The sequence below is a fragment of the Immundisolibacter sp. genome (assembly GCF_041601295.1).
Lineage (GTDB): Bacteria > Pseudomonadota > Gammaproteobacteria > Immundisolibacterales > Immundisolibacteraceae > Immundisolibacter.
In genome coordinates, this window is record NZ_JBFIII010000136.1 from 1 (window position 1) to 5,664 (window position 5,664).

General features: G+C 64.3%; 1 protein-coding gene. It reads right to left on the minus strand.

Annotated features, from left to right (window positions below):
* The coding region (locus ABZF37_RS13305; protein ID WP_372720719.1) for an amino acid adenylation domain-containing protein at positions 1–5,664 on the minus strand (5,664 nt) is incomplete at both ends.

A 5,664-nucleotide genomic window follows, 5' to 3' on the forward strand; every position in this document is an offset into this window, starting at 1 on the left:
CGGCCAGGGGCGTGGGCATGAACGACCGCGTAATCCGCTGCTCTACCAGCCAACCGACCAGGCGACGCGGGTCCATTCGCACCTCGTCCGCGGGAATATGCAGGCTGGCGCCGGCCGTCAGGTACGGCCAGATATCCCAAACACTGGCATCGAAGCCCGGGCCCGTCAGCAGGGTTGCGCGGTCTTCGCCGTCTGTCTCATAGACGGTTTGGTGCCAGAAGATCAGATTGTTCAGGGCCGCGTGAGGCACGCACACGCCCTTGGGCTTACCGGTGGAGCCGGAGGTATAGATGACATAGGCCAGCGAATGGTCTGTTTGCGCAGGACGTTGACACGCCGCTGAAGACCCGGGCGGCACTTCCCCGTCGAGCTCAGTTGCCGGCAAGCAGACGCAGTCCAGGCCTGCGGCCACGTCCAGACGATCTGCTTCCGCCAGCAGAACGCGCAAACCTGAGTCGGCCAGCATGGCCGCGATCCGCTCCTCCGGCTGGTCCGGATCCAGTGGCACATAGGCCGCGCCCAGCTTCAACGCCGCCAACTCCGCCACCACCAACCTTGCCGAGCGCCGCAGGCACACGCCCACCAGGTCGCCTGCGCCGATGCCCCTGGCCAGCAGTAGGCTGGCCACATAATCGGCACGGCGATCAAGCTCCGCATAGGTCAGTGTTTCCGCCGCGTCGACCAGCGCGATACGCCCCGGCGTTTGGCGCGCGTGGGCCTCGAACCGATCCGCAACCGAACCGGTGCTCGGCACCGGCATGGCCGTGCGGTTCCAGTCATGCACGACTTGCGCGTACTCGGCTGCGGAAAGCAGTGCTAACGACCGCAGCGGCGCCGTGGGATTAGCACACACACCCGCCAGCAACCGCTCGAAATGCTCCACCATGCGCTCGATGCGCTCGCCGTCGAACAGCTTGGTGTTGTACTCGAACTCCCCGGCGAAACCGTGCTCGCGCTCGGTGATGGTCAGGGTCAGGTCGAACTTGGCAACACCGGTCTCAAACAGGTAGGGCGCGACCTGCAATGCCCCGGCGCCCGGTCGTTGTTCGAGTACGTCATCCTGCAGCGCAAACATGACCTGAAACAGCGCATTACGGCTCTGGTCACGCGCCAGATCCAGATGATCAACCAGATACTCGAACGGCAGATCCTGATAGGTGAAGCCATCCAGCACCGTCTGCTGAAGCTGACCCAGTAGATCGACGAACGATCCGGTGGCCGGAATCTGGCTACGCAATGCCAGGGTATTTACAAAGAAACCGATCAGCGGCTCCACCGCCGCACGGGCCCGATTGGCCACCGGCGTGCCGACACACAGGTCTTCCTGCCCGGTGTGGCGATACAAAAACACCTTGAACACTGCCAGCAGCGCGACGAAGGGAGTCACACCATGCTGCTGGCACAGCTCGCGCAGTTGCCGCGAAAGCGCCCCAGGCACGGTAAAACGCACATGCCGGCCGGCAAACGACTGCCGCGTCGGGCGCGGCCGGTCGGGCCACAATTCCACCGGCACCACACCGTCCAGCTGGCGGCGCCAATAGGCCAGCTGCTGGTCCAGCAGGTCACCGGTCAACCATTCACGCTGCCACACGGCGTAATCCCGATACTGGACCGGCAGTTCCGGCAAGGTCGGTACCCGACCGCCTCGCAGCGCCTCATAGGCGGTGAGCAACTCGTCAACCAGGATACGCAGCGACCAGCCGTCCGAGATGATGTGGTGCATGGTCACGAACAGGATGTGCTGGTCCGCTGTGAGCCGAGCCAGGCGCAGCCGGATCAACCGGGTCCGCCGACCGACGCGCTTGCGGCCCAATACCAGGTCAAAAGACCGCGTCGCTTCCTGCCGGGCCAGCTGTTCGAGCGCGGCTTGCTGCTGCGTCGGGCTATCCGATTGAAGATCAATCAGATCGACCGGTACCCGCTGCTCCGGCACCACTGATTGCCAGATCTCGCCATGCTCGATCTCGAATGTGGTGCGCAACACCTCGTGGCGCGCCACCACGACGTCCATTGCCTGTTCCAGCAGTTCCGCCACCAACGGTCCTGAGATGCGCACACCTCCGGACATGTTGTAGGCACGCGCGGTGCTGAAGGCTGCCTCGCTGGACTCGAGCTCATCGAGCATCCACATACGACGCTGGGCGAAGGAAAGCGCTGTCCGTTCAGCATGGACCAGGCTGCGCAACGGCGGCATGTGCTGCGGCGCGGCGCTTGTGCTCAGGCTCTCAATGAGCCGCGCCAGCTCCTCCAAGGTTCCGAGCTGAAACACCTCGCGCAGGGGCAGTTCGACGCCAAATGCCTCGCGGGCACTCGCCACCAGGCGTGCCGCGCTCAATGAGTTGCCGCCCAGGAGAAAGAAATTGTCCGTCTTTCCGACGTCCCCACAAGCCAGCAGCTGCTCCCATATCCGCGCCAGGCGCAGTTCCGTCGCGGTCGTCAACGGTGTTACGGGGGGTCTTGCCACCGGCTGCCACCCGGGCTCCGGCAACGCCTTGCGATCGACCTTGCCGTTGGCACTGAGCGGCAGTTCGGCCAATAGTTCAATGCTGCGCGGCAGCATGTAATCGGGCAATGCGGCCTGCAAGCGTTGTTGCAGGCTGGCGCAGTCCGCCCCGGCCCCGGCAACGTAGGCCACCAGCTGCGTGTCGCCGACGGCGTCCGGCCGGGCCACGACCACCGCCGCCGCCACCCCCGGGTCCGACAGCAACACCGCCTCGATCTCGCCCAGCTCGATCCGGAAACCGCGCACCTTGACCTGAAAATCGGTACGCCCCAGATACTCCAGCGCACCGTCCTGGGCCAGGCGCACCAGATCCCCGGTCCGGTACAGCCGCGCCCCGGTGTCCGGATGGAACGGATCGGCCACAAACCGCTCGGCGGTCAGTTGCGGCCGATTCAGGTAGCCCCGGGCCAGCCCCACGCCACCGATATACAACTCGCCCGGCACCCCCATCGGCAGCGGCTCCAGCCGCTCATCCAGCACATACAGCTGGGTGTTGGCAATCGGCCGGCCAATCGGCACCGACGGGCGTTGATCGTCCCGTTTGCAGTCCCAGAAACTGACGTCGACCGAGGCTTCGGTGGGGCCATACAGGTTGTGCAGGCGCGCAGTGAGGCGGCTGAAGAAGCGCGTCACCTGATCCTTGGTCAGAGCCTCACCGCTACAGAACACGGCACGCAGACTCAGGCACTGTTCGATGTCTGGCGCGAGCAGAAATACCGCCAGCATCGACGGCACGAAGTGCAGCGTCGTGATCTGCTCGGCCACGATCAAGTCACGCAGATAATCCGGATCCCGGTGCCCGCCGGGTCGTGCGATCACCAGCTGCGCACCAACCATCAGCGGCCAGAAGAACTCCCACACCGACACATCAAAGCTGTACGGTGTTTTCTGCACAACCCGATCATCGGCGCGCAGCGGATACGCGGCGTGCATCCACTGCAAGCGGTTCAAAATGCCGGCATGGCGCACCATCACTCCCTTGGGGTGGCCCGTCGACCCCGAGGTATAGATGACGTTGAACAGATGCTCACCCGTGCACCGCCGGGACGGCGCTCGATCCGGCAGGTGCGCAAATTGCAAATTGCTTTCGTCCAGGGCCAGTACGTTCCCATCAGTCCGCTGCAACAAGTGCTTGAAACGGGCCTGCGTCAGCACAATGGAAACTGCGGAGTCGGTCAGCATGAAATCCAACCGTGCGGCCGGCAGCTCCGGATCCAGCGGCATATAAGCCCCGCCGGCCTTGAGGACCCCAAGCAGCGCCACCACCATCTCCAGCGAGCGCTCCATGCACACGCCCACCAGCACGTCCTGACCAACTCCCCAGGCGATCAGTTGGTGGGCCAGCTGATTGGCACGTCGCTCAAGCTCGGCATAGCTGAGCGTGGATTGCTCGAACCTGAGCGCGATCGCGTCGGGCCGGCGAACCGCCTGGGCGCCGATCAATTCGTGTACCAGCAGCGCGCTCGAGTACTCGACGCGGGTATCGTTAAGACCGTGGATCAGCCAGTCACGCTCGGCCGCCGGCAGCAGCGCATACCCGGATAAGGGGTTTTCCGGCTGCTCAGCAGCCTGTTCCAGCAAGTGCAGATAATGACCGACCAGGCGTTCGATCAGCGTGGCACCGCTGGTGCCCGCGCCGGGGGCCTGAAACAGGTCGGTGGCAAACTCCACTTCGCCCTCGATGCCGTCCGCCGTATCGCGCAGGGTGAACTGCAAATCAAACTTGGCCGTACCGGTGGCAATGGGTTCGAACGATAAACTCAGGTCATCGTTCAAGGTCATCGGCGTTGCACGGCGCTCGTCCTGCAGCAAGAAAAGCACCTGAAACAGCGGCGACGAGCTCATGTCGTGCGGCAGTTGCAGTTCCGCCACCAGATGTTCGAATGGCACGTCCTGGTTGGTCTGGGCGGTCAGCACACCATCACGCAGCCGCTTGAGCAGTTCAGCGAAACTGGGATCGCCGCCCAGATCGGTACGGATGGCCAGTGTGTTGACGAAAAACCCGATCAATGGCGCCAGCTCGGGGCGATTGCGATTGGCGACCGTGGTGCCGACCACAATGTCGGTCTGACCGCTGTAGCGGTGGAACAGCAGCTTGAGTCCCGCCAGCAGCACCATGAAAAGCGAGGCCTTGTGGCGCGTCGCCAGGGCTCGCAACCGGGTCTGCGTGGTTGTGCCAATACGCAGCGGCACGACCGCGCCTGCGAACGAGCGCACGGCTGGAGGCGGAAAATCCGTCGGCACCTCCAGGCGTTCGACCGCCTTCAGGCGCTGCTGCCAGTAGCTCAGCTGTTTCTGATAGGCGGTGCTGGCGACGCTTTGCCGCTGCCACAGTGCATAGTCCGAGTACTGGACAGGCAAGGCCGGAAAACTTGGGGGATGCCCGGCAAGGGCAGCTGCATAGGCCACCCGCAGATCGTTGACGAGGACCTCCAGGGACCACAAATCGGCCACGATGTGGTGCATGGTGACGATCAGCAGATGCTCATTGCGACCCAGGCGCAGCAGGCGCGTGCGCAGCAGTTGCGTGCGCCGGGACACGCGATCGGCGCGACGCACCAGATCGAACGACCGAGTGGCCTCCACGCGCTTCCAGCGTGCCACTTCCGCTTCGCGGTCTTCGGCAGGTAATGCACTCAGATCAACCAGCGGCAAAAGCCATGCCTTCGGCGCGGCCAGCGTCTGTACCCACTCATTGCCATAGAACGCAAACGCACTGCGCAGAATTTCATGGCGGGCGGCGATGCTCTCGAACGCCTGTGCCAGTGCCAGGGTCGACAGCGGCCCGTGCAGGCTCACCGCGCCACTCATGTTGTAAGCAATGTCCGCCAGGCTGTCGGGGCTGTGTCCCGCCAGCTCATGCATGAACCACAGCCGCTCCTGGGCGAACGAGAGCTGCCGCTGGCCGACCTGACCGGACCGCACAATCGCGGGCAGGTTTGCGCTGTCACGGGCGCCGGACGCCTGGAGCGCGGCCACCAAGCCCTCCACGGTAGGCGTCTCAAACAAATCGGCCAGCTGCAGCTGCGTGCCCAGCCGGGTCAGGATCTCGCCGATCACCCGCACCGCCAGCAGCGAGTGCCCGCCCAGGTCAAAGAAGTTGTCGTGCCGGCCAATCCGCTCGATCCCCAGCACCTCGGACCAGATCGCCGCCAGCTGAC